Annotated in this window: 18 protein-coding genes and 1 tRNA gene; 12 read left to right on the top strand and 7 right to left on the bottom strand. The window is 72.4% G+C overall.

Features of this window, described 5'->3' with window-relative positions; translation table 11 throughout:
• Positions 1-3: 3 nt before the first annotated feature.
• The 3 genes from eboE to BLW14_RS04015 are packed head-to-tail and all read left to right on the top strand — an operon-like array spanning position 4 to position 3,802.
• On the top strand, positions 4-1,179 hold the full coding sequence (gene eboE / locus BLW14_RS04025) for a metabolite traffic protein EboE (protein WP_093704369.1): 1,176 nt from the start codon (positions 4-6) through the stop codon (positions 1,177-1,179).
• Positions 1,176-2,600, top strand: coding sequence for an alkaline phosphatase family protein (locus BLW14_RS04020; RefSeq protein WP_093704367.1), 1,425 nt, complete (start codon positions 1,176-1,178; stop codon positions 2,598-2,600). The genes eboE and BLW14_RS04020 overlap by 4 nt, the downstream gene beginning before the upstream one ends.
• A gap of 8 nt (positions 2,601-2,608) precedes the next feature.
• Positions 2,609-3,802: a sugar phosphate isomerase/epimerase family protein gene (locus BLW14_RS04015; protein ID WP_093704365.1), complete on the top strand. Its 1,194-nt coding sequence runs from the start codon at positions 2,609-2,611 to the stop codon at positions 3,800-3,802.
• A gap of 63 nt (positions 3,803-3,865) precedes the next feature.
• On the opposite strand, the gene BLW14_RS04010 is transcribed toward BLW14_RS04015, so the two are convergent.
• Entirely contained in the window at positions 3,866-5,170 is a 1,305-nt protein-coding gene (locus BLW14_RS04010; protein ID WP_093704363.1) for a DUF2254 domain-containing protein, read from the bottom strand.
• A 257-nt stretch (positions 5,171-5,427) separates the two neighbouring features.
• On the opposite strand from BLW14_RS04010, the gene BLW14_RS04005 reads away from it, so the two are divergent.
• Both BLW14_RS04005 and BLW14_RS04000 read left to right on the top strand, forming a co-directional pair.
• Positions 5,428-5,512: transfer RNA gene (locus tag BLW14_RS04005), tRNA-Leu, on the top strand.
• A gap of 111 nt (positions 5,513-5,623) precedes the next feature.
• Positions 5,624-6,445 (top strand): RNA methyltransferase, encoded by an 822-nt coding sequence (locus tag BLW14_RS04000; RefSeq protein ID WP_177154199.1) that lies wholly within the window; start codon positions 5,624-5,626, stop codon positions 6,443-6,445.
• On the opposite strand, the gene BLW14_RS03995 is transcribed toward BLW14_RS04000, so the two are convergent.
• Positions 6,442-8,061 (bottom strand): FAD-dependent monooxygenase, encoded by a 1,620-nt coding sequence (locus BLW14_RS03995; RefSeq protein WP_093704359.1) that lies wholly within the window; start codon positions 8,059-8,061, stop codon positions 6,442-6,444. The two genes, BLW14_RS04000 and BLW14_RS03995, sit on opposite strands and share 4 nt — an antisense overlap.
• A gap of 202 nt (positions 8,062-8,263) precedes the next feature.
• Between BLW14_RS03995 and BLW14_RS03990 the strand changes: the two genes are divergently transcribed.
• The gene (locus tag BLW14_RS03990; protein ID WP_093704357.1) at positions 8,264-8,890 is read left to right on the top strand and encodes a class I SAM-dependent methyltransferase; all 627 of its coding nucleotides are present in this window, start codon (positions 8,264-8,266) and stop codon (positions 8,888-8,890) included.
• Between the two features lie 345 nt (positions 8,891-9,235).
• Here the strand turns inward: BLW14_RS03990 and BLW14_RS03980 are convergent, their stop codons facing one another.
• The 4 genes from BLW14_RS03980 to BLW14_RS03965 form a co-directional block, all read right to left on the bottom strand.
• Positions 9,236-9,829: a class F sortase gene (locus BLW14_RS03980; RefSeq protein ID WP_093704355.1), complete on the bottom strand. Its 594-nt coding sequence runs from the start codon at positions 9,827-9,829 to the stop codon at positions 9,236-9,238.
• A gap of 87 nt (positions 9,830-9,916) precedes the next feature.
• Positions 9,917-10,297, bottom strand: a complete 381-nt coding sequence (locus tag BLW14_RS03975) for a hypothetical protein (RefSeq protein WP_093704353.1) — start codon at positions 10,295-10,297, stop codon at positions 9,917-9,919.
• A gap of 104 nt (positions 10,298-10,401) precedes the next feature.
• Positions 10,402-12,402, bottom strand: a complete 2,001-nt coding sequence (locus BLW14_RS03970; protein WP_093710641.1) for a sensor histidine kinase — start codon at positions 12,400-12,402, stop codon at positions 10,402-10,404.
• 103 nt (positions 12,403-12,505) lie between these two features.
• Entirely contained in the window at positions 12,506-13,234 is a 729-nt protein-coding gene (locus tag BLW14_RS03965; protein WP_256332673.1) for a response regulator transcription factor, read from the bottom strand.
• Positions 13,235-13,460: 226 nt separating this feature from the next.
• Here BLW14_RS03965 and BLW14_RS03960 point away from each other — a divergent pair, with 226 nt between their 5' ends.
• From BLW14_RS03960 to BLW14_RS03935, 6 genes are all read left to right on the top strand, one after another.
• Entirely contained in the window at positions 13,461-16,664 is a 3,204-nt protein-coding gene (locus BLW14_RS03960; protein ID WP_093704349.1) for an Eco57I restriction-modification methylase domain-containing protein, read from the top strand.
• 147 nt (positions 16,665-16,811) lie between these two features.
• On the top strand, positions 16,812-17,834 hold the full coding sequence (locus tag BLW14_RS03955) for an alpha/beta fold hydrolase (RefSeq protein WP_371128112.1): 1,023 nt from the start codon (positions 16,812-16,814) through the stop codon (positions 17,832-17,834).
• Positions 17,835-18,022: 188 nt separating this feature from the next.
• Positions 18,023-20,089 carry a phosphocholine-specific phospholipase C gene (locus BLW14_RS03950; protein ID WP_093704345.1) on the top strand — a complete coding sequence of 689 codons (2,067 nt, stop codon included), beginning with the start codon at positions 18,023-18,025 and terminating at the stop codon, positions 20,087-20,089.
• Positions 20,090-20,224: 135 nt separating this feature from the next.
• On the top strand, positions 20,225-21,508 hold the full coding sequence (locus BLW14_RS03945; protein ID WP_093704343.1) for a cytochrome P450: 1,284 nt from the start codon (positions 20,225-20,227) through the stop codon (positions 21,506-21,508).
• Complete coding sequence (locus tag BLW14_RS03940; protein WP_093704341.1) at positions 21,505-22,758, top strand: cytochrome P450 family protein; 1,254 nt, start codon at positions 21,505-21,507, stop codon at positions 22,756-22,758. The genes BLW14_RS03945 and BLW14_RS03940 overlap by 4 nt, the downstream gene beginning before the upstream one ends.
• Positions 22,759-23,000: 242 nt before the next feature.
• A complete protein-coding gene (locus BLW14_RS03935; RefSeq protein WP_093704339.1) occupies positions 23,001-24,008 on the top strand; it encodes a LacI family DNA-binding transcriptional regulator in 1,008 nt (335 codons plus the stop codon).
• Positions 24,009-24,058: 50 nt separating this feature from the next.
• Here the strand turns inward: BLW14_RS03935 and BLW14_RS03930 are convergent, their stop codons facing one another.
• A complete protein-coding gene (locus BLW14_RS03930) occupies positions 24,059-24,772 on the bottom strand; it encodes a glycoside hydrolase family 12 protein (protein WP_093704337.1) in 714 nt (237 codons plus the stop codon).
• Positions 24,773-24,798: the final 26 nt, after the last annotated feature.

Genomic DNA, 24,798 nt, shown 5'->3' with positions numbered 1-24,798 from the left:
GCCATGCGCTTCCGCCACCCCGACGGAACCGTCGTCCACCTCGCGTACTGCACCAACGTCCACCCCGCCGAAACCATGGATGGCGTCCTCGCCCAACTCCGCGATCACTGCGAGCCCGTACGCAGGAGGCTCGGGCGCGACCGCATCGGCATCGGCCTCTGGCTCGCCCGGGACGCAGCCCGCACGCTTGTCGAAGACCCCTCGCGACTGCGCTCCCTGCGCGCCGAGCTCGACCGCCGCGGCCTCGAAGTCGTCACCCTCAACGGCTTCCCGTACGAGGGCTTCGGCGACGAAGAGGTCAAGTACCGCGTCTACAGGCCGGACTGGACGGACCCCGAACGCCTCACCCACACCACCGACCTGGCCCGGCTGCTCGCGGCGCTCCTGCCCGACGACGTCACCGAGGGCACCATCTCCACCCTGCCCCTCGCCTGGCGCACCCCGTACTCGGGCGATCCCGAAGCAGCTCGCACCGCACTCGACGCGCTCACCACCCTCGGCGAACGCCTCGACGCCCTCGCCGAACTCACCGGCAAATCCATCCGGATCGGCCTCGAACCCGAACCCGGATGCACCGTGGAGACCACCGCCGACGCCATCGCCCCCCTCACCGCCGTCGGCCACCCGCGCATCGGCGTCTGCGTCGACACCTGCCACCTCGCCACGTCCTTCGAAGACCCGGACACCGCCATCGACGCCCTCACCGCCGCCGGTATCCCCACCGTCAAGGCGCAGCTCTCCGCCGCCCTGCACGCCGAACACCCGCATCTCCCCGAGGTGCGCACCGCCCTCGCGGCCTTCGCCGAACCACGCTTCCTCCACCAGACCCGGACCGCCACCGCCGCCGGACTGCGTGGCACCGACGACCTGGACGAAGCCGTCACCGGCGAGATCCTGCCCGACAGCGCCCCGTGGCGCGCCCACTTCCACGTACCGCTGCACGCACCGCCCGCACCCCCGCTCACCTCCACACTCCCCGTCCTCCGCGCCACGCTGGCCCGGCTCGTCGGCGGCGCCAGGCCGCTCACCCGGCACCTGGAGGTCGAGACGTACACCTGGCAGGCGCTTCCCGCCGGGCTGCGCCCCCGCACCCGCGGCCGGCTCGCCGAGGGCATCGCCGCCGAACTCGCCCTCGCCCGCGACCTCCTGACCGACCTCGGCCTCAAGGAGCTGCCATGACCACCGCCGGGGCGGCCACCCCGCCCACACCCCTCCTCGTCCTCGACGTCGTCGGGCTCACCCCCCGCCTCCTCGAGCACATGCCCCACCTCAGGGCTCTGGGACAGTCCGGTACCCGGGCTCCGCTCGGCACCGTCCTGCCCGCCGTCACCTGCGCCGCCCAGTCCACCTTCCTCACCGGCACCACCCCCGCCGAGCACGGCATCGTCGCCAACGGCTGGTACTTCCGCGAACTCGGCGACGTCCTGCTGTGGCGCCAGCACAACGGACTCGTCACCGGCGACAGGCTCTGGGACGCCGCCCGCCGCGCCCACCCCGGCTACACGGTGGCCAACATCTGCTGGTGGTACGCCATGGGGGCCGACACCGACTACACCGTCACCCCCCGCCCCGTCTACTACGCGGACGGCCGCAAGGAACCCGACTGCTACACCCGCCCTCCGGCCCTCCACGACGAACTCACCGACAAGCTGGGCACCTTCCCCCTCTTCCACTTCTGGGGGCCCGGCGCCGACCTCGTCTCCTCCCAGTGGATCATCGACGCCACCCGCCACATCCTGGACACCCGCCGCCCCGACCTCGCCCTCTGCTATCTCCCGCACCTCGACTACGACCTCCAGCGCTACGGCCCCGACGACCCGCGCGCCTTCCGGGCCGCGGCCGACCTGGACCGCGCGGTGGCCCCGCTCCTGGACGACGCGCGCCGCGAGGGACGTACCGTCGTCGCCCTCTCCGAGTACGGCATCACCCGGGTCGACCGGCCCGTCGACATCAACCGGGCGTTGCGCCGCGCCGGCCTCCTGGAGGTCCACACCCAGGACGGCATGGAATACCTGGACCCGATGGCGTCAAGGGCCTTCGCCGTCGCCGACCACCAGATCGCGCACGTCTACGTACGCCGGCCCGAAGACATCGAAGCCGCCCGTGAGGCCCTGGCCGGGCTCCCGGGCATCGACCTCCTCCTCGACGACGAGGGCAAGAAGGCCCACGGTCTGGACCACCCCCGCTCCGGAGAGCTGGTCGCCGTCGCCGACCCGGACGCCTGGTTCACGTACTACTACTGGCTCGACGACGACCGCGCACCCGACTTCGCGCAGCTCGTCGAGATCCACCGCAAACCCGGCTACGACCCCGTCGAGCTCTTCATGGACCCCGAGGACCCGTACGTCCGGGTCAAGGCGGCCACGGCCATCGCCCGCAAGAAGCTCGGCATGCGCTACCGCCTGGCGGTCGTGCCGCTGGACCCCTCACCGATACGGGGCAGCCACGGCCGCCTCCCCCCGAGCGACGAAGAAGGTCCGCTCATCCTCTGCTCCACCCCCCACGCGTTCACCGGACCCGTCCGGGCCACCGAAGTGAAGTCCCTGCTCCTCACGCTGGCCGGTCTCCCAGGGGACCCGTCGAGCCCAGAACGAAGGTAGGACCCACCATGACCGCGTACAACGACGCACCCGCGACGGACGACAGCCTGCGCCGCAGCCTCGGCGTCAGCCGCCGGCGCTTTCTCAGTACCTGCACCGCCGCCGCGGCGACGGCGATCGCCGCGCCCGTCTTCGGCGCCTCGCCCGCTTTCGCCCACCCCGGCCACGGGCACGACCACGGCCGGGGTCACGGCCACGGGCACGACCACGGCCGGGGTCACGGCCACGGGCAGGCACTCGTCCCCGCGGACAAGCGGGGCATCATCCTGTACACCGTCCGCGACGCCACGGGCCGGGACCCGCTCAGCACCGGTCTCCCCTCGGGCTTCCGCGAGGTCTTCAAGCAGCTGGCCCGCTTCGGCTACCGGCAGGTCGAGTTCGCCGGATACGGCCAGCACGCCAACGCACCCGGCGGCAGCAACCTCCAGACGGTGGAGGGCGCGAAACTGCTGCGCGCCTGGCTGGACGAGTACGGCCTGCGCGCGCAGGGCAACCACGGCTTCATCCCGTCGTCCTGGCCCCTGAACCAGAGCGACCTGGACGAATTCAAGCGGAACCTGGAGATGGCGAACATCCTCGGCATGGAGCACATGGGCACCGGCGGCGACCCCACCGGCAGTGCCTACCGGGCCGACTGGGACGTGGCCGCCGACAAGTGGAACGCCCTGGGGCAGATCGCGCGCCGGGCGGGCATCAAGCTGTACACGCACAACCACGACGCGGCCTACGGCTTCCTGCTCGACGGCGGACCGCTGGACGCGCAGGGGCGGCCCACCCGCAGCTCCGGCGTCCGCAAGCTCGAATACTTCCTGAAGGTCACCGATCCGAAGGCCGTCTGGCTGGAGATGGACGTCTTCTGGGCGCACGTCGCCCAGTACAAGTTCCACACCTACACCGCCCTCGACGGCTCGCAGCGGGAGAACGTCTTCGACCCGGCGGCCCTGGTCCGCCGCAACAACAAGCGCTACCCGCTGTTCCACGCCAAGGACGGCGTCGCCAACACCACCAGTGGCGACGGCTACGACATGGTTCCGTTCGGCACCGGAGTCATCGACTACCGGACGTTCTTCTCCCGCGTCGGCCGGTCCCAGTACCGCAACCCGATGGTCGAGCAGGACAACGCACCGAGTTCCACCGACCCCGCGCAGTCCCTGAACCACGCGCGGATCGGCTACGAGGGCATAGCGGCGCTGCGCAAGTAGCACCCTCGTTCCTTTCGCGCCGGGCCTCTCCACACGCGTGCGGAAGGGCCCGACGCGGTCGTGTCAGCCGATGCCCTGCCGGTCCGGCAGCAGCGAGAACTCCCGCTCGGCGGCGTCCGGCACCGCGTGCTCCACCGCCTGCACGAGGAGCGTGCGGTGCCGGACCAGCGGCCCCCGCCGCTCCGGCCCGGCCAGCGGCAACAGGTCGTCGATCCCGGCGAGCAGCCGCCGCGACACCTGAGGGACGGCCGCCCCGCACCGGCGTACCTCCTCGAAGCCGAGGTCCACCAGGTGCTCCCACGACGGCACGTCCTGCACCAGCCGCACCGCGCCCGAACGGTCGCGGTGGTGCACGGTTCCCAGCGGCAGCCGCACGGCCGCCGCCAGGAACTGCACGATCCGGTCCAGGCACTGCACGGCAGTCGTCGGGTCGTTCGTCGCGGCGGACAGCGCCCGCAGCGCGATGTCGGACAGCTGGCGCAGCCCGAACGCCAAGTCCTGGTGCAGGGTGCGCTCGACGCCCACGGAGACCGTGTACCGCAGCGCGTGCCGCCCCGGCGCCGCCCCGCCGTGCACCGCGAGCACCGGGGTCCCCGGCACCACGAAGTCTCCGAGCCGGGGGACCAGCCGGAGCACGACGCCCTGCCGCCGGGCGGCCCGGACGAGCCGTGCCACGTTGACGTCGCGGAGCACACCGGCCCGTCCCTCGTACAGGATCTGCCCGCTCTCGTCGGGCAGGGGACCCTCGCCGGGCCGCCCGGCCGGCATCCCGCCGAGCACCTTGAACGTGTCCCGGGTGATGTGGTCGAGGACCGGCCCGATCTGCATCAGGCGCAACGTGGAACTCACGTACCCGATGAACAGCAGCAGGCTGAGCCCGACGAGCAGGGCGGTCACCACGCTCTGCACGAACGGCAGAGAGGTGACCCGGCGGGGATCGGTCTCGCTCTCGTACGAGCTGAGGACCAGCAGCGAGAACACGAACGTCGCCAGGAACACCGACAGGGTGAGCTTGCTGATCCGGCTCCGTACGAAGATCCGCACCACCCGGGGCGTGAGCTGCCCGCTCGCCATCTGCACCGCGACCAGCGAGATGCTGAAGACCACACCGATGAAGGTCATCATCGCCGAGCTGACCGTGACGACGATCTGCTTGGTGTCCTCGGCGACCTTCACCAGGTCGTTGATCTCCTCGTACGCCTGCTCCTCGCGCAGGTACGAGACGATTCTCTCGTCCAGCGCCGAGGCGACGAACCAGAGCACGCACGCGACGACGAGCGTGAGGGCCGGGGCGAACCAGAAGGTCTCGCGCAGATGCTCGCGCAGAGGGGACAGGGCGCGGGGAGAACGGGAGCCGCGATCACTCATGCGAGCGAAAGTAACCCGCCCCGTCCACCCGCCGGTGGACCCAGCCGCCGACCCTCCGGCTCCACGGTCCGTACGTACGCGGCGACGGTCCGTACGGGTGCGGCACGGCCCCGGGCGGAAATGGGTCCCGGAGACCCCCGCACCGCACTGACCAGCGCAATGTCCACCGGCGGGCCCCCCGATATGCAGGTGAGAGGCACCCCAAACCCCTGGTATTGTTTTCTTTGTCGCCACGGGAGACCGCGGCGGATCACCTGGTCCGGGTGGCGGAATGGCAGACGCGCTAGCTTGAGGTGCTAGTGCCCTTTATCGGGCGTGGGGGTTCAAGTCCCCCCTCGGACACTCATCCAGTTCCCACGGTTCATCGCGAACCGTGGGAATTTCTGGTTTCCGGGGGCGGCCGAAGCCGCCGCCGGACGAGCGATTACCCCCTGGGAGGACCCACCGGTGGCTGTGCAGCGGATCTCGACCCGCAACGCCCGCTTTCAGCAGTTCCAGACGCTGCTCACCAACCGGACCAAGCGCGGCCGCGCCCGCGAGTTCATCGTCCAGGGCGTCCGGCCGATCACCATGGCCGTCGAGCACGGCTGGACGATCCGCTCCCTCCTGTACGACGCGAGCCGCCCCCTGTCCCGCTGGGCCGAGGAGCTGATGCGCGGCATCACCACCGAGCGCATCGCGGTGGCACCCGAGCTGCTCGCGGAACTCAGCGAGCGGGCGGAGGGCGCGCCGGAGGTCCTGGCCGTGGTCGAGATGGCCCCCGACGAGCTGACCCGCATCCCGGTCGCCGACGACTTCCTCGGCCTGGTCTTCGACCGCCCGACGCAGCCCGGCAACATCGGCAGCATCGTCCGCTCCGCCGACGCCCTCGGCGCCCACGGCCTCATCGTCACGGGCCACGCGGCGGACCCGTACGACCCGAAGGCGGTCCGCGCGACGACGGGCTCCTTCTTCGCCCTCCCCGTGGTTCGCACCCCCTCCCACCACGAGGTCACCCAGTGGCTCGACGAGGAGCGCGCGCAGGGCCGTCCCGTCCTCGTAGTCGGCACCGACGAGGGCGGAGAGTGCGACGCCTCGGAGTTCGACCTCACCCAGCCCGTCCTGCTCCTCATCGGCAACGAGACGGCGGGCCTGAGCAACGCCTGGCGCGACCGCTGCGACCACGTCGTCAGCATCCCCATGACGGGCTCGGCCAGCTCCCTCAACGCGTCGAACGCGGCGTCGATCGTCCTGTACGAGGCACGGCGGCAGCGGTTGGCGAAGGCGCGGCGCTAGGGCGTGTCCGCGCCCCGGGCGGACAGCGCGGCCAGATAACGCGGCGGCGCGTTGGACGCGAGGGACAGCGGGAAGCGGGCGCCGAGCTGACCGTCCGGGCGTACGACGAAGCCGGTCGGCCCGTCCGGCCGGTAGAGCCGGGCGAACTCGCCGCCCGTGTCGCGGTAGCCGGACGCGTTCGCCGGCGCGTCGCCCGCCACCACGGTGACGGTGTCCATGCCGCCCATCTGCGCCGCGTCGACACCCCGCGGCGCGTACCGCAGCAGCACATGGCCCGTCCGGCCGCGCAGTACGTCGAGCAGCCGCAGCGGACAGGCCGCCACCGGGTGGGTCAGCCCCGCGCAGTCCGGGGCGCGGTCGCCGGGCTGCGGGGCGTCCGCCGGCCCGTACGGGGCACCGGCCAGCGGACCGTCCCGGTAGTCGACGAGCAGCTGGGCCTCGCGGAGCAGTACGGTCCGCAGGTCGTCGGCGTCGTTCTCGACTCCCCGGGTGGCGTGCCGGACGGTCCGCCCGACGACTTCCTCGCCCACCGGCCGCCGCTCGGCGTCGTAGCTGGCCAGCAGCGCGGGCCCGGCCTCGCCGCGCACCACGAGGGCGAGCTTCCAGGCCAGGTTGCAGGCGTCCTGGATGCCCGTGTTCATGCCCTGCGCACCGGTCGGCGGATGGATGTGCGCGGCGTCGCCCGCGACGAAGACCCGCCCTTCGCCGTACCGGTCCACGATCCGGTGGCCGATCCGGAAGACGGATGACCAGCGCATCCGCGACAGGACGGCGGGCCTCGGCGCCAGGCGGTCGACCACGGCCTGGATGTCCGAGAGCGCCGGTGTGCGCCCGCCCTCAAGACCGTGCGCCACCTCGCCGCCGTCCGCCGGACCGGTGGAGAGCGCGGGCGGCACCAGCATGGACATCCGGTAGCGGCCTGTGCCCGGCAGCGGAATGCAGACCAGCAGATCGTCCGTGGACCCGTCGTCCGCGGTGTGACTGGCGCGCACCCCGTACCCGTACGGCAGGTCCCACTCTGCCTCGACGTCGGCCAGCATGTACTCCTCGCCGAACGCCCCGCCCTCGAAGGAGAGCCCGAGCCCCTTGCGTACGGTGCTGTGCGCACCGTCGCAGCCGACCAGATACCCGGCCCGCACCTCCTCGGTCCCGCCGTCGGCCGTACGCAGCCTCGCCGTCACCCCGTCCGCGTCCTGGTCGAAGCCCTCCAGCTCGGTCCCGCGCTCGATGACCGTGCCGAGACCGGCGGCGTACTCCTCCAGGATGCGCTCGGTCTCGTACTGCGGAAGCGAGGCGAAGCCGTAGGGCACCTCGGGCGGCAGCGCGAGCTCGATCCGGGCCACCTCGGCCCCGTCGACGTGGATCAGCTGCCCGTACATCGGCGCCGCCGCCTCCAGCACGGCCCCGGCCAGCCCCATCCGGTCCCAGAGCTCCAGCGTGCGCGGCTGGATACCCACCGCCTTCGCGTACGGCAGCCGCCCCGGCAGCCGGTCGACGAGCCGGCACGCCGCCCCGCGCCGCGACAGCTCCGCCGCGACACTCAGCCCGACGGGCCCGGCGCCGACGATCAGCACATCGGTGCCGGTGGAGTGGTCACTGGAGCCCGTGTGCGCCATGGATGCCTCCCGGTGCGTTGCCCCGTGGGGTCCCCGTACTCATGGTCGCGCGGGGCGGGGTGGGCGGCGAGTGGACGGAACGGCCCGGGGCGGACCGGGCGACCGGGCGCCGCTCCACGTGGACGGGCGCTTCGCGCAGCGCCTCCGACGGAACGCGTGAGCGCGGTCCCGTGCGTGGGGGCGCTGTGGCAGGGTCGGGGCCATGCCCTTCGATCACAACGACCACTACCACCGCTTGCTGCTGCGCCAAGTGCCCCGGAACTGCGGCGCGGCGCTGGACGTGGGGTGCGGGACCGGCCGGTTCGCGCGGCGGCTCGCCCGCCTGGGCATGCCGGTCGACGCGGTCGACCCGTCGGAGGAGGCCATCGCGGAGGCCCGCGCCCTCTCCGGCGGGGCGGCCGAGGACCGGAGTCCGCGTTTCCGGCACGCGGACGTGACCGAACTAGTCCTGCTCCGGGGGCACTACGGCTTCATCTCGTGCCTGGCGAGCATCCACCACATGCCGTTCGCAACCGTCGCCGCATTGCGTGACGCGCTCGCGCCCGGCGGTGTCCTGGTGATCCTGGGGTGCTACCCGGAACGGACCCGCCTCGACTGGGCCTGGAGCCTGGCAGCCGTGCCGGCCAACGCCGCCGCCAGGCTGGCGATCGGTGCGAGGGACCGGTTCCGCCCCGCCGCGAGTCACCGGGAGGGGGTGAGTGCGCCGGTGCGGCAGCCGGCCATGCCCTTGGCCGAGATCCGCCGGGAAGCGGCGACGTTGCTGCCCGGGTGCAGCATCCGCAGACTCCTCTTCTGGCGCTACCTGCTCGTCTTCCGCAACAGCGCCTGACGGCCGTCGGCGGTCAGTTGGACGCGTGGGTCTCGACCTTGAACATGCCGAAGTCCTGACGATCGTCGAATTCCAGGTCCGTCCGGGACCATGAGGACCGTGGTCGCCCGCACGAACTCGCCCGGGCGCGGGTGCGGTTCGTTCAGGAAGCTCTCCTCGGCCATGCCGAGTCCCGCGCAGTTTCCGCTGATGACCTCGCCGACGGTCTTCGTCTCGCCGTCCTTGCCGGTCCACCGTGGACCAGGTGGCCGTACGCCTGACGGTTCATGGCGACCCACTCCCTCCGGAGTGGTTCCTCGCCTCAGATTGCGCCCCGGGAGCGCGGGGCGCAGGTCGGCGCCGGTTCTACTTGCGCTTCGCGTACACGATCAGGTTGTCCACCGGGTGGCCGTTCGTGTCGAAGGCGCCGTCGCAGGTGATGAGGCGTAGGGCGCGGTCCGTGGTGCGCCCGTAGACGCGGGCTGTGGGGAAGGCGTTCTTGCTCACCGTTTCGCGGGCGGTGACCTCGAAGTGGGTTGTTCTGCCGCCGGCGTCGCGGATCGCTATGTCCGCGCCCTTGGTGATCTTGCGGAGGTCGTGGAAGACCGCGCGGCCGAAGCGGGTGTCGTTGTGGCCGATCAGGACCGCGGCGCCGGGTTCGCCCGGGACGGCGCTGCCGGTGTACCAGCCGGTGGTCATGCCCTTGTCGGCCGGGGGGACCTCGACCGTGCGGTCGGGGTTGAGGCCGAGGCGCATGACGTCGGAGTCCACGCCGAGGGACGGGATGGAGACGTGGGCGGGGGGTTCGGCGGTGGCCTCGGGGGCCGGTTTGCCGGCGGTTGTCGAGGAGGCCGGGGTGTCGGACGGGGAGGGCGCGGGGGCCGGGTCGGCGCCCGAGCAGGCGGTCAGCGCGGCGAGTGCGGTGAGGGCGAGGGCGGCGGCGAGAGGGGTGCGGCGCATGGGAGGGGGCTCCAGGGGTCGTACGACGGCAGTGGCGCCGCCCGGTCGTGGGGCGGCGCCACTGCTGGTCATCGGCTGCGGGACGGGTCAGCCGTCGCGGCGGGCGGTACGGCGGCGAAGGACGATCGTCCCGGCGCCGCCCAGCACCAGCGCGGCGGCCGCGGAGCCGGCGATGGCGGTGGTGTTGTCGCCGGAGGTGCCGGCCGGGTGCTCACCGGCTGCGACACCGCCGCGCGGGGCTGCGGAGGGCACCGCCCTGGGCGGCTCGGTGGGCTCGGTCGACGCCGCGCGGGACGGCTCGGCCGAAGGAACGACGGACGGCTCGGAGGACTGCTCCGCCGGGGGACGGGTCGGCGCGGCCGACGGCTCGGCCGAGGAGTCGGCGAAGGCCGCGGTGGCCGGGACGCACACCGCGCCGGCCGCGACGGCGGCGAGGAGGGCGGTGCGCAGGGTTGTGCGCAGGGGCATGGGCAGGGCTCCGTTCCGGAATCGCCTCGGCGGCGGCCGCGGTGCGGGTGCGCACCGCGGTGCGAGGCATGCGGACAGGCTCGCGCCAAGTTGTGAGGAAGCTGTCAGATCGTTGTGTTCATCGCATCAGCGTCGTCCGGAGTACCAGGGGCCGCCTCGTCGGCCGGGAGACGGAGCGTGAACACCGAGCCCTCACCCGGTGTGCTCACAGCCGTGGCCGAACCCCCGTGCGCCTCCACGAGTTTGCGCACGATCGCCAGGCCCAGCCCGCTGCCGCCCGTGCGACGGTTCCGGGACTTCTCGCCCCGCCAGAACCGGTCGAAGACGTGGACCAGGTCGTCCGCCCGGATGCCGCTCCCCGTGTCGGCGACGTCCACGAACACCGCCTCCCCGTCCTCGGAGCCGTACGCCCGCAGCGTGACCCCCCCGCCCGCCGGGGTGTGACGCACCGCGTTGGACACCAGGTTGCCCACGGCCTGCCGCAGCCGGACCGGGTCGGCCGTCAACGGCGGCAGGGGCGAGTCGGGTGGCCGGACGCGCAGCGCGACGCCCGCCGCGTCCGCCCGGGCCTGGTGCGCGGCGGCGACCTGATCGAGCAGCTCCGCCACCCGTACCGGTTCCGGATGCAGCCGCAGCGCGTCGGCGTCGGCCTGGGCGAGGTCCTGGAGGTCGTCGATGATGTGCTGGAGCTGGACCGCCTCGGTGTGCAGGAACTCGATGAACGCCGGGTCCGGATCGGCCACCCCGTCCTGCGCCGCCTCCAGCCAGCCCCGGATGTTGCTGAGCGGGGTGCGCAGTTCGTGGGCGACGTCGCTGACCATGGCCTTGCGCTGGGCCTCCAGACGGGCGCGGTGCGCCGACATGTCGTTGAACGTCGCGGCGAGCCGCCCGATCTCGTTGTCCGCGGCGACCACCACCGGCGCGGTGTCCTCCCCGTCCCGCATCCGCTGGGCGGCCCCCGTCAGGTCCCGCAGCGGGCGTACGAGGCGGGCGCCGACGAGGACCGACGCGCCGACGGTCAGGGCGAGCACCAGGGCCGCCGCGCCCGCGATCCGCGCGGTGTTCGCCGGGGAGAGGTCGAAGCCGGGCACGGTGGCGCCGCCCGGGTCGCCGATGAACAGCAGCGCGGGCGAGGCGACGTACGAACTGAGCTGCTCCCGGCGGGCGGTGCCCACGCAGGAGGCGACGGCCCGGTCGTCCGCACTGGTGGCGGCCGCCTGCTGATCACCCGGACCCGGTACGGCGCTCGCCACCGGGCTCGGCTCCTCGCGGGGCGCCTCGGTCGCCCGGACGCTCGGTGCGGTGGACGGCGGCAGGGTGGGCGCCGCCGCCGCGGGCACCGGAACCGCCTCCGCCGGTACGGTCTCCGATGCCTGCCCCCAGGACAGGCCCAGCTTGAGGTGGACACCGTCGCGGCCCTGGCGCTCCAGACAGGCGTCGGCCAGCTGGTTGAGTGCCTTGAGGGCCTTCCGCTCGGTGGCCGTCGGGGTGTCCAGCGCGTCGACGGCGCACCGGGTGCCCTGGATCCGCTCGGGGTCGTTGCCGCCCACCACCTGGATCAGGGGCCGGCCGCTGGCACCCGCCACCACGTCCGCGGCGATCCCGAAGTCGCCGAGGCAGGCCACACCCCGGTCCGCGATCTTCCGCAGCCGGGCCCGCTCCGACGCCGGCAGCCGGAACGGGCCCACCGCGCGCGGATCGACCCGGTCCGTGCTCGTGCCCGTCACCCCGGCGCCCTCGGAGGCCAGCGCGGTGTCCACGGACAACGGGTCGACCACGGCCGACGCCTGGGCCGGGAGGGCCGCCGCGTCCGGGGCCGCCGAGTCGGCGAGCGGGGCGCGCCCCTGGGTCGTCAGGGCGATCCGCCGCCCGGACTGCCCGGCCAGCTCCCGTACCGTCTTCTCGACGCCGTCCCAGGTGGGATGAGCCGCCGCGTACCCGAGCAGCTGGTGGTAGATCCGGGCGTCGGCGGCCAGGTTCTGGCCCTGTTCCTGGCGGATCGCGCCGGACGTCGTCTGCACGGCGAGCCAGGCGGTCGCCGCCACCGAGCACGCCGCGACCAGGGCCGATACGGCCAGCAGCCGGGCGAACAGACTCTTGCGCAGGGGTACGGACCGCCGCGCCCCGGTACCGGGAGAGCGCCGTGCGCCGGTATCGGAGCACCGCCGCGCACCGTTCGCCCGCTCCGGCGCGGAAGCTCGCCGCGCGCTACGAAGTCGCCGCACGGGCCGCCGCCTTCGCCGGGTCCGTCAGTTTGTAGCCGACACCGAAGACGGTGAGCAGCCGGACCGGCCGGCGCGGGGCCGGTTCGATCTTCTTGCGCAGGTTCATCACGTGCACGTCGACCGTCCGGTCGCTGATGTACCGGTCGAAGCCGTGCAGTTCGGCGAGCAGCTGCTGCCGCGAGAACACCCGGTCGGGCTCGGCGGCGAGCGTGGACAGGATCCGGAACTCGCCCGGCGTGCACTCCACGCCCCGCCCCTCCACCGACACCACGTGCCGGACCGCGTCGACGACCAGCGCCCCCACCCGCAGCACTCCCGCGTCGTCCGGATCGCCGCCCGAGGCACGCCGGTTGCGGCGCAGCAGCGTACGCACCCGGGCCATCAGCTCACGTGGGCTGTACGGCTTGGTCACGTAGTCGTCGGCGCCCAGATCGAGGCCGAGCAGGAGGTCGTCCTCCGTGGTGCGGGCCGTCAGCATCAGCACCGGCAGCTCACGGTGCTCCGCGCGCAGCACGCGTACGACGTCGAGGCCGTCGGCCCGGGGCATCATCACGTCGAGGACCAGCAGGTCCGGTTCCTGGTGCCGGACCGCGTCGAGCGCCGCGAGACCGTCGGGGGCGACGGTCACCCGGTGGCCCTCCCGTTCGAGGTAGCGGCGGAGGAGTTCGGCCTGATTCTCGTCGTCTTCGGCGACGATCACGTTTGCGCACACCTGATCGATCGTAGAGGGGGGGCGATTTCCGGGCCGCCGGGCCCTTGGCCATCGGCCGCCCCGGACCGCCGGTCGGGACGGCCGACGCGGGAGCGCGGCCGGGGATGAGCGACCTCTCGGCGTCCGCACCCCCCTCGTATACGCTTTCCGCACCCGGCGCGGGCCGTCCCCGGCTCGACCGGCCTCCGCCCGCCCCTCCCACCGACTCCGCCGGGAAGCCCGCCTGATGCCCGCCACCGCCAGCAGCCGGCCCCGGCCACCGGACCGGCTGCGCACGGGCGACCGGATCCGCGAGGGCGAGAGGCCCCGCGAGGGCGAGAGGCTCCGCACCGGCGACCGGCTCCGCAAGGGCGTGCGGGTCGCCCTCACCACCCTCGGCACCGGCTTCCTGCGGCACCCCGCCAACACGGCCCTGCGTGAGAACGCCGACGCCCACGCCCTGTACGACGCGCTCCTGCGCCTGGTCTTCCGCCTCCTCGTCGTCTTCGTCGCCGAGGACCGCGACGCCCTTCTGCTCCCGGACGCGAGCGCCCGCGCCAGGGAGCGGTACGCGGCACACTTCTCGTCGGCCCGGCTGCGCGGACTCGCCCGGGAGGAGCGCGGCACGGAGGACGACGGTGAGCTGTACGCGGCCCTGCGGACCGTCCTGGACGGCCTGGGTGACGCCGGCCGCCCCGACCTGGGCCTGCCCGGTCTCGGCGGGATCTTCGGCGTCACGGAGGCCGATGCCCCGCTGGACGGACCTGCTCTGTCCGACGCGCACCTGCTGGCCGCCGTGCGCCACCTCTCCCAGGCTCCGGACCCGGCAGCACGCCGCTCGCGTACGGTCGACCACCGCGTCCTGGACGCCGAGGAACTGGGCTCCGTCTACGAATCGCTCCTCCAGCTCGTCCCCCGTATCGACGCGGCGGACCGGACCTTCGCGCTGGTCGGGCTGCCCGGCAACACCCGTAAGACCACCGGCTCCTACTACACCCCGTCCGCGCTGGTCGAGTGCCTGCTGGACGTGGCCCTGGACCCCGTGCTGGACGCCGCCGTCGCACGCGGCCGGGAGGCGGCCACCGCGACGGAAGCCGAACCGTCCGAGGCCGTCGCCCGGGAACTGCTCGCGGTCACGGTCTGCGACCCCGCCTGCGGCTCCGGCCATTTCCTGGTGGCGGCGGCCCGCCGCATCGCCGCCCGGGTCGCCGCCGTACGCGAACACACCGCGGAGCCGGCCCCGGAGGCGGTCCGCCGGGCTCTCCGCGAGGTCGTCGCCCGCTGCGTCCACGGCGTCGACCTCAACCCGATGGCGGTCGAACTCACCAAGGTGTCGCTGTGGCTGGAGGCCCCGGAGCCGGGCCGGCCGCTGGGCTTCCTGGACGCCCGCGTCAAGCACGGCAACTCCCTGATCGGCGCCACGCCGGACCTGTTGCGGCTCGGCATCCCCGAGGCGGCGTTCACCCCCGCGGCGGGCGACGACAAGGGGTGCGCCAGGGCGCTGAAGAAGCGGAACAGGGCCGAGCGGGCCGCCCCGCGCGATGAGGCGGACCGGGTGGGCGCGCGGCGGACCGCCGATGCCTGGTGCGCCGCGTTCCTGTGGCGCAGGACGGCGGACGCACCGCCGCCGGTGACCGAGGCGGTCCTCCGCGAACTGCGGGACGCGCCCCGGGCCACGCACGAGGAGATCGCGCGGCTCCGCGACCGTTTCCGGTTCTTCCACTGGCACCTGGAATTCCCCGAGGTCTTCGCCGCCGGCGGCTTCGACTGCGTACTGGGCAACCCGCCGTGGGAGCGCATCAAGCTCCAGGAGCAGGAGTTCTTCGCCCAGCACGACCCGGAGATCGCCGCCGCGACGACCGCCGCCGCCCGCAAGCGGCTGATCGCCGCGCTGAAGGACGACCCGGACCGGGCCGCTCTGCACACCGGGTTCGAGGCGGCCAAACGCCGGGCGGAGGGGACGAGCCACTTCCTTCGCGACAGCGGGCGGTTCCCGCTCACCGGGCGCGGAGACATCAACACGTACACCGTCTTCGCCGAGGCGGGCCGCGCGCTGACCGGCCCACGAGGCCGGCTGGGCGTGATCGTGCCCACGGGCATCGCCACCGACGCGACGACCCGGTTCTTCTTCAAGGACCTGGTGCTCACGGGCGCACTGGCCGCCCTTTACGACTTCGAGAACGCGGCGCCTGTCTTCCCGGACGTCCACCGCTCGTTCAAGTTCAGCATCCTGTCCGTCACCGGGGACGCTCTGCGCGAACCCGCCGCGAGATTCGCCTTCTTCCTACGCGACCCGGCCGAACTCGAAGACCCGGGACGGGTGTTCATGCTGACGCCCGGGGAGATCACGCTCCTCAACCCCAACACGGGCACCTGCCCCGTCTTCCGCTCCCGCCGCGACGCCGAGATCACCCTCGGCATCTACTCGCGGGTCCCCGTCCTGGTCGACGAGGGCGACCCGGACGGCAACCCGTGGGGTGTCACCTTCGCGACGATGTTCCACATGGCCAACGACTCGCACCGCTTCCGCACCTGCGACGAGCTGACGGCCACTGGCTGGCAGCCGGCCGGAAACACCTTCGTCCGGGGGGAGCGGGCCATGCTGCCGCTGTACGAGGCGAAGATGGTCGACGCCTACAACCACCGCGCGGCCGACGTGGTGAAGAGCGCCACCGCGGTGAAACGCCAGAACCAGCCCTCCTATCTGACGGCCGACGCCTGGACCTCGGCGTCCCGTCTCGCCGTGCCCGGCACCTGGGTGGACCGGGCCGACACACCGCCCGACGCCCCGCCCGGCTGGCTCGCCTTCCTCCGTATCAGCAGCCCCACCAACCAGCGCACCATGATCTCCGCCGTCCTGCCGCCGGCCGCGATCGGCGACTCCGTCTTCCTGCTGCGCACCAGGACCTCACGGGACAGCGCCGCCCTGGTCGCCCACTTCAACTCCTTCGTCTACGACTACGTCACCCGCCAGAAGGCGGCCGGGCTCAACCTCAGCTTCTTCTACATCCGCCAGCTCCCCGTACTGCCGCCGGAAACCGTCCGCCGCCACACGGACTTCCTCACCCCGCGTGTCCTCGAACTCACCTACACCGCCCACGACATGCGCCCGTTCGCCGCCGACCTGGGCGACACGGGAGCCCCGTTCCGCTGGGACGAGGAGCGCCGAAGCAGGATCCGCGCCGAACTCGACGCGTTCTTCTTCCACCTCTACGGGATCGACCGCGCGGACACCGGACACATCCTGGACACCTTTCCCATCGTCCGGCGCAAGGACGAGGCCCGGTACGGCGGTTACCGCACGAAGGAGCTGATCCTGACCGCGTACGACGCCATGGCGGCCGCCGATATCGCGGCCGGCGGCATCTACACCTCCCCGCTCGGCCCGCCACCGGGGCGGGGAGCGCGCCACCGGTGCCCCGCTCCACCCGGAACCCAGTACCTGTATTGAGTTGTGGGGCCGCGTCACAACTCAATACAGGCACTAGTGGAAATACGCTGAGATGGAGGAGCTTCGGAACTCTCACCGCATGAGCCACATGAGCCGGTAAAAACGGGAGGCGATCTCGTGCTCAGCTCCGCAGCACCAGCGCAGCACCTGCCCACGCGGACCAGCCCGCCGCAGCAGCCGGACGACGTGGACGTGCACCTCAGGTTCCACACCGTCCACGGATACCGCCGCGCCTACCGGACCGCCGGACACGGCCCGGCGATCCTCCTCATCCACGGCATCGGCGGCTCCTCCGCGACCTGGGAGCACCTGATCCCCGTACTGGCGCGCACCCACACGGTCATCGCCCCCGACCTCCTCGGCCACGGCGCCTCCGACAAGCCGCGCGCCGACTACTCGGTCGCCGCGTACGCCAACGGGATACGCGACCTCCTGGGCGTCCTGGGCATCGACCACGCCACCCTGATCGGCCACTCCCTGGGCGGCGGCGTGGCCATGCAGTTCGCCTACCAGTTCCCCGAGCACACCGAGCGCCTCATCCTCGTCAGCGCCGGTGGCGTCGGCCGCGAGGTCACCAAGGTCCTGCGCGCGGTGTCGCTGCCCGGCGCGGACCTCCTGCTGTCGCTGCTCCGGCTGCCCGGCATGCGCGGCCAGATGGGCCTGATCACGGGCCTGATGAAGCTCATGGACACGGACATCGGCCATGACGCCACGGAGATGCTGAACGTCGTGGACGCCCTGCCCGACGCCACGTCCCGCGCCGCGTTCATCGCCACGCTGCGCTCGGTGGTGGACTGGAAGGGCCAGATGATCACCATGCTCGACCGCTGTTACCTCACCGCCGGCATGCCCACCCAGCTCGTGTGGGGCTCCCGTGACAGCGTCGTCCCCGTCCGCCACGCCCACCGCGCCCACGCCGCGATGCCGGGCAGCCGCCTGGAGATCTTCGAGGGCGCCGGCCACTTCCCCTTCCACGCCGATCCGGAACGCTTCTGCGCCCTCGTCGACGACTTCATCAGCACGACCACCCCGGCCGACTGGAGCGCGGAGCGCTGGCGCGTGCTGCTGCGCGAGGGCCGCCCCGGCCCCACCCTGGGCCTGGTCGGCGCGGCGCACCAGCGCGCGGTGGTCCGCGACCTGAGGCTGGTCAGCGAGCGGAGCGCCACGTGAGGCGGGACCGACCCGTGTGAGGGCCCCGCACAGCGGGGGGAATGAACCCGGCCACGCCGGGTAGGTTCGCCGACTGTTCCGCCCGGCGTCACTCCGTGCACGCCGCAAGGGTCTTACCGGGAGCCCGCCGGGTCTGGAACACTCCAGTCGCTTCCCCCACATCCCCCCACCCGCAAAGGCCCCCACCCATGGCAGAAATCGACCGCCGCCGGCTCCTGAAGCTCGCCGGGGGATCCGTCGCCCTCACCGCCCTGTCGAGCAGCATCGCCCGCGCCGCGTCCCTTCCGGCGCGTGGCACCACGGGCACCATCGAGGACGTCGAGCACATCGTCGTCCTGATGCAGGAGAACCGTTCCTTCGACCACTACTTCGGGACGATGAAGGGCGTACGCGGCTACGGCGATCCGCGCCCGGTCACGCTGCCCAGCGGGAAGCCGGTGTGGCACCAGGCGGACGCGACGGGCAAGGAGGTGCTGCCCTTCCGGCCGCCTGCCGACAAGCTGGGCCTGCAGTTCCTCCAGGACCTGAACCACGACTGGGCGGGCGGTCACCGGGCGTTCAACAAGGGGGCCTACGACCAGTGGGTGCCCGCCAAGACGGCCACCACGATGGCCCACCTCACCAGGGACGACATCCCCTTCCACTACGCGCTCGCCGACGCGTTCACCGTCTGCGACGCGTACCACTGCTCGTTCATCGGGTCGACCGACCCCAACCGCTACTACCTGTGGAGCGGTTACACCGGCAACGACGGCGCGGGCGGCGGGCCCGAGCTGGGCAACGACGAGCTGGGGTACGGCTGGACGACCTACCCGGAGCGGCTGGAGCAGGCCGGGGTCTCCTGGAAGGTGTACCAGGACGTCGGCGACGGGCTGGACGCGGCCGGTTCCTGGGGCTGGATCAGCGACGCGTACCGGGGCACGTACGGGGACAATTCGCTGCTGTACTTCAACAGTTACCGCGACGCGGAGCCGGGCGACGCCCTTTACGACAAGGCGCGCACCGGGAGCGACCTGAAGAACGGGGGCGGTCTGCTGGACGACCTGAAGGCCGACATCCGGGCCGGGACGCTGCCCTCGGTCTCCTGGATCGTCGCCCCGGAGGCGTACACCGAGCACCCCAACTGGCCGGCGAACTACGGCGCCTGGTATATCGCACAGGTCCTGGACGCGCTCACCTCGGACCCGGAGGTCTGGGGCCGCACCGCCCTGTTCATCACGTACGACGAGAACGACGGGTTCTTCGACCACGTCGTGCCGCCGTTCGTCCCGTCCGGACCCGCGCAGGGGCTGTCCACCGTGGACACCGCCGCCGACTACTTCCCCGGCGACCTGCGGTACGCGGCGGGGCCGTACGGGCTCGGCCAGCGCGTGCCCATGACCGTCGTGTCGCCGTGGAGCACCGGGGGCTACGCCTGCTCCGAGGTCTTCGACCACACCTCCGTCATCCGGTTCATGGAGCGGCGCTTCGGGGTGCACGAGCCGCACATCTCGCCCTGGCGGCGGGCCGTGTGCGGCGACCTCACCTCCGCCTTCGACTTTCGGAGTACGGACGCCTCCGCGCCCGAACTGCCGTCCACGGCCGCGTACGAGCCCCCGGACGGCGACCGGCACCCCGACTACGTGCCGGTCCCGCCCTCCATCGGGGCGGTGCCGGCCCAGGAGCCGGGCTCGCGGCCCACCCGCCCGCTGCCGTACGCGCCGTTCGTCGACGGCGTCGCCGACGCGGCCGCCGGGACCTTCCGGCTCACGTTCGGCGGGGGTCCGGAGGCCGGGGCCCAGTTCCTCGTGACGTCCGGCAACCGCACGGACGGGCCCTGGACCTACACCGCCCACGCGGGCGCGTCGGTGGCCGACACCTGGAACACCAAGTACTCCCGGGGCGTCACCGACCTCACCGTCCACGGGCCGAACGGCTTCCTGCGCTCCTTCCGTAGCCCCGGCAAGAACCCGGGCCCGGAAGTGGCGGCCCGTCATAGTGCCTCATCGGGTGCCCTGGAGCTCACCCTCACGCACTCCGGAACCGGAACCGTCCGGCTCACCCTGCGCAGCGCAGGCGCCTACGGGGGAGAGGTGCGGACGATCGCCGTGCGCGCGGGCGAGAGCGTCAAGCACACGCTCGACCTGCGGCGCAGCAAGCGCTGGTACGACGTCACCGTCACGGGCGACGCGGACGACACCTTCCTGCGGCGCTTCGCCGGGCACGTCGAGACGGGCGAGCCGGGAGTGAGCGACCCGGGGCTGCGGACGGGGTGAGGGCGGCCGGCGCGATCGTCCACGGTTCGGGATTGATCGCGATCGACCGGCTTGCGTCACACAAACTCCTTATAGTGAACGAGTGTTGTCGCGTGATCTTGACGCGTGCAGTCGTCGCCACAGGAGTCAGGATTCATGACACGCCCTTCTCCGGCAGAGTCCGCGCCGGCCGCCCCCGCCGGCTGCCCCGCCCACGCCGGTGCAGTGCCGCTCTGGGGGCCCGGCTTCCAGGCCGAGCCCCAGACCGTCTACCGCTCCATGCGGCGCGACCACGGGCCTGTCGTGCCCGTCGAGCTGCCGGGCGGCTTCCCGGCCTGGCTGGTCATCGGGTACCGGGAGCTCCACCGGGTCACCAGCGACGGGGAGTTGTTCCCGCGCGACGTCGGCCTCTGGAACCAGTGGCCGAACGTCCCGGACGACTGGCCGCTGCTGCCGATGGTGGGGCGCCCCATGCCGTCCATCTACTTCAGCGCGGGGGAGGAACACCGGCGGCACGTCCGGATGGTCGCGCCCGCGCTCGAAGGGGCCGACCCGTTCCGCATCCGCGGCCACTGCGAGCAGCTGGCCGACCGGCTGATCGACGACGTGTGCGCCCGGGGCACCGCGGACCTCGTCGCCGAATTCTGCGAACCGCTCCCCGTGCTCGTCCTCGCCCGCCTCATCGGCTTCCCCGACGAGGAGGGCGCCGCCATCGCCCGGGTGCTGAAGGACCTGGCCGACGGCGGGCCCGAGGCACAGAGCGCCCATCTGCGCTTCGGTGAGCACATGGCGCGGCTGCTCGCCGCGAAGCGGGCCGAGCCGGGGGACGACGTGGCCTCCCGGATGCTCGACTTCCCGGAGGAGTTCACCGACGAGGAGTACACGCTCGACCTGATGGCCATCACGGCCGCCGGGCACCTCACGACCGCCGACTGGATCAGCAACTCGGTCCGGCTGATGCTCACCGAGGACGAGTTCGCGCACTCCATGTCCGGCGGCCGGCGCAGCATCGGCGAGGCCATGAACGAGGTGCTGTGGGAGGACACCCCCACCCAGATCCTGGCGGGCCGCTGGGCCGCCCGCGACACCCAGCTGGGCGGGCAGCGCGTCAGGGCCGGGGACATGCTGCTGCTCGGGCTCGGCGCGGCCAACACCGACCCGCTGATCCGCCAGGGCGTGTCGGGGCCTGGCCCCGCGCAGGGCGGCAACGGCGCCCACCTGGCCTTCAGCCACGGCGAGTACCGGTGCCCGTTCCCCGCCCAGGAGATCGCCGAGATCATCGCCAGGACCGGCATCGAGGTGCTGCTCGACCGGCTGCCGGACCTCCGGCTCGGCGTCCCGGCCGAGGACCTCGTCCGGCGGCCCTCCGCCTTCCTCCGCGGCACGACCGTGCTCCCCGTCCGGTTCACCCCCGTACGCACGACAGGAGATCTCTCGTGAACTGCCCCCACGCCGCACAGGCGGCGGCCCAGAGCGGCGCGACCGTCGTCATCGATCCCATGGTCCAGGACCTGGACGGCGAGACGGTCCGGCTGCGCGAGGCCGGGCCGCTGGCCCGGATCGAGCTCCTCGGCGTGCCGGCGTGGACCCTCACCCGGCACGCGGACGCCCGGCGGCTCCTGGTGGACCCTCGGCTGGTGAAGGACATCAACGCCTGGGGGCTGTGGCAGAGCGGTGAGGTGACGCACGCCTGGCCGCTCATCGGCATGATCGACGCCGGGCGGTCGATGTTCACCGTGGACGGCGCTGAGCACCGCCGGCTGCGGACCAAGACCTCGCAGGCGCTCACGCCCCGCCGGCTCGAAGCGATACGCCCCGACATCGAGAAGTTCACCGCGGAGCTGCTGGACGCGTTGGAGGAAGGCGGCCGGGACGGGGCCGTCGTCGACCTCAAGTCGGTGTTCGCCCAGCCGCTGCCCATGCGGGTCGTCGGCATGCTGATGGGCGTCGACCCGGCGGAGAACGCGATGCTGACCCGTCAGTACAAGGCGTTCTTCTCCATGCTCACCCCACAGGACGAGCGCCTCGCGCTCCTCGCCGACCTCGACGTCTTCTACGCCGGACTCGTGCGCGAGAAGACCGCGCAGCCCACCGACGACCTGACCTCCGCGCTGATCCTCGCCGAGGAGGGCGGCGAGCCGCTGACCGAGGAGGAGGTGATCGGCAACCTCAAGGCGATGGTCGCCGCCGGACACGAGACCACGATCGGGCTCATCCTCAACGCCGTACGCGCCCTGCTGGCCCACCCGGACCAGCTGCGGATGGTTCTCGACGGCGAGGTCTCCTGGGACACCGTGATCGAGGAGACCCTGCGCTGGGACACCCCGACCACGCATCTGCTCATGCGGTTCGCCACCGAGGACATCGAGGTCGGAGACGCGGTCATCGCCAAGGGCGAGGGCGTGGTGATCTCGTACCGGGTGATCGGCCGCGACCCCGAGCAGCACGGACCCGACGCCGATGCCTTCGACATCACCCGTTCCACCCCGATCCGGCACATGACCTTCGGGCACGGACCGCACATCTGCCCCGGCGCGGCCCTCTCCCGGGTCGAGGCGGGCATCGCCCTGCCGGCGCTCTTCGCGCGCTTCCCGGAGCTGCGGCTCGCCGTGCCCGACGCGGAGCTGCGCAACCTCCCGGTGATGACGCAGAACGACATGGAGTCCTTCCCGGTCCTGCTCGGCAACTGAGCCGGTGCGGCAGACAGGAGTGTGACGGGCATATCGTTGCGGTAGCCGCAAGCGCCCTCGTGTGTCGAAGCGCTTCGACAGTGGTCTGGACATGCTGTCGCGGCAGGGCTAGGCTCGCGCTGTCTCTCCATGTCACAGGTGGAGGGAGCGGAGTCGAAGCGCTTCGCCACATCTGACCGGAAGCGCCGGAGCAGACCGGTTTCGCCTGCCGGGTCCGACGACGTCCCGTGAGGGAGAGCTGAATGGTCACCCTGGCCGAGGTCGCGCAGCACGCCGGAGTCTCGGCGAGCACGGTGAGCTACGTCCTCAGCGGGAAGCGCTCCATCTCCGTCGCCACCCGCGAGCGCGTCGAGCAGAGCATCCAGCAGCTCGGCTACCACCCCAACGCCGGGGCCCGGGCACTCGCCAGCAGCCGGTCCAACATCATCGCGCTCATGGTGCCGCTGCGCACCGACATGTACGTGCCCGTGATGATGGAGATCGCCATCGCGGTCGCCACCACCGCCCGCACCCACGGCTACGACGTCCTCCTCCTCACCGGCGAGGAGGGGCCCGCCGCGGTGCGGCGGATCGCCGGCAGCTCGCTGGCCGACGCGATGATCCTGATGGACGTCGAACTGCACGACGAGCGCCTCCCGTTGCTGCGCGAGACCGACCGGGCCGCCGTGCTCATCGGCCTGCCCGCCGACACCGCCGGGCTGACCTGCGTGGACCTGGACTTCGAGGCGACCGGCGCGCTCTGCGTGGAACACCTGGCCGGTCTCGGGCACCGAGAGGTCGCCGTCATCGGCGAGGCCGCGGCGGTGTACGAGCGGCACACCGGGTTCGCCGAGCGGACCGTCGACGGCGTGCGCGCCAAGGCGCAGGAGACCGGTGTGCGCATCCTGCACCGGCCGTGCGAGGGCGGGTACGCGGCGATGGCCCAGACCCTGTCGCGGATATTCGACGAGCGCCCCGGCACCACGGGCTTCATCGTGCAGAACGAGGCGGCGGTGGAGCCGCTGCTCAACCTGTTGCGGCAGCAGGGCCGGGCCGTGCCCGAGGACGTGTCGGTGGTCGCGATCTGCCCCGAACAGGTGGCCACCCAGGCGTCCGTGCGGCTCACCTCCGTCGCCATACCGGCGCAGGAGATGGGGCGCCGCTCCGTCGAGCAGGTCGTCGCCAAGCTCTCCGGCCGGGGCGTGGACGAAGTCGAGCTGCTGGCACCCGAGTTGACGGTACGGGAGAGCACCGGGCCCGCCCCTGTGTGACCGCGTGGGCCGGCCCCCGCGCGCGGGGACCGGCCCGTCGGGCGCGCGGCTCAGCCCGCGGAGACGCCGAACCCGTTCGTACGGAAGTCGAGACCGCCCGCCGACGAGGTGATCTCGTACCCGAACTGGACGTCACCGATGGTCTCGTTGCCCCACCAGCCCTTGGTGTCCTTGATCCACTTCAGGATCGGCAGGATGTCCACCGTGCCCGAGGTGGAGTCCGAGGTCCGCAGGAACGAGAAGACCTGGTTGGAGCCGTTGTCGCCCTTGTACACGGCCCAGGTGTGCCCGCCCAGCGTCAGCGTGCCCTGCGAGGTGCCCAACGGGCCCACGGCACCGTTGTAGTTGACCCACAGCATGACCTCGTAGTCGTAGTCGCTGTCCCAGATGTCGTACGAGGTGTTGTACGCCCCGGACGACGGGACGGTGACGTTGTACGTGCTGGTGAGCGACGACAGCGAGCCGATCGGCTTGTTCACCACCTTCTTGGCGTTCGGGTACGACTTGATGCCGCCGGTGTTCGGGTGGTCGGCCCACACGCCCCAGTTCGACGAGGAGTTGGCCCAGATGGACTGGGCGCCCGCCCCGGAGCCCCAGATGTTGTTGTAGAGGATGTAATCGTCGGAGGTGGTGTACGTGCCCCACTGGTCCGACGAGGACCAGACGGCGGCCTGGGCGGGGGCGGCGGCGAAGCCGACGAGCGCCGCCAGCGCCACCGCCGGGGTCAGCGCGAGCCTGCTGTGGGTACGGGTGCGTCGTGCCATGGTCGTCCTTCCATGGTGGGTGGGGG

It is taken from the genome of Streptomyces sp. 2131.1 (assembly GCF_900105515.1).
In the GTDB taxonomy this organism is placed as follows: Bacteria; Actinomycetota; Actinomycetes; order Streptomycetales; family Streptomycetaceae; genus Streptomyces; species Streptomyces drozdowiczii.
This window is presented reverse-complemented; position numbering and strand designations above follow the sequence as displayed.